The organism is Facilibium subflavum, assembly GCF_003574485.1.
Lineage (GTDB): Bacteria > Pseudomonadota > Gammaproteobacteria > Francisellales > Francisellaceae > Facilibium > Facilibium subflavum.
The window spans coordinates 1-593 of record NZ_QLIT01000358.1 but is presented as its reverse complement, the minus strand read 5'-3'; the positions used below and the strand labels follow the sequence as shown (position 1 = coordinate 593).

Annotated in this window: 1 protein-coding gene; it reads left to right on the top strand. The window is 29.3% G+C overall.

The features are described 5' to 3' along the window. A partial coding sequence (locus DNK84_RS13915) for a hypothetical protein (RefSeq protein ID WP_208123360.1) occupies window positions 1-593 on the top strand: 593 nt, incomplete at both ends.

The following is a 593-nucleotide window of genomic DNA, read 5'->3' as shown; positions in this document are numbered from 1 at the left end:
TTTCATAACTATATTTAAAAAGATTATAAGATCTTTCCATAACAAAGCTAATAAATCTAAAGAAGCCAGTCACATTGATAATGTTACTACAAAAAATGAGCATATTAATAATGTATCAATTGGATATAATCAATACCGTAGTACACTTATATCTATTGAGAAAGATGTTAAAGATAAAACCATAGATGACCAAGTATTCAGAGAATCTGTAGCTAAGGCAATTGATTCACTAAACAATAAAAACATAGACAAATGTTCAGACAGTATGAGCAGTTTACTTGATATTATTGATGTTGAAACAAAAGGCTCTACTTACTACCATAAAATGGATGAATTCTCTCGGAAGCTCCAAACAAGAGTTGCTGAACTTATAAATAGATTAGATTTTATCTTTGAATCCAATTGTAAAGACCTTAAAGAGGCAGTAGAGTTTTATTGCTCAGATATGAGTATAACTAAGACATCGGCACCAGATAGTTTCCTTGATGATACCTCGTATGAGCATATCTATAATAATGACTACTTTAAGATTTCACTTTACAAAAGTATGTTATACATAAAACTATATGAAGCAGTCAATAATGCTCAAGTTA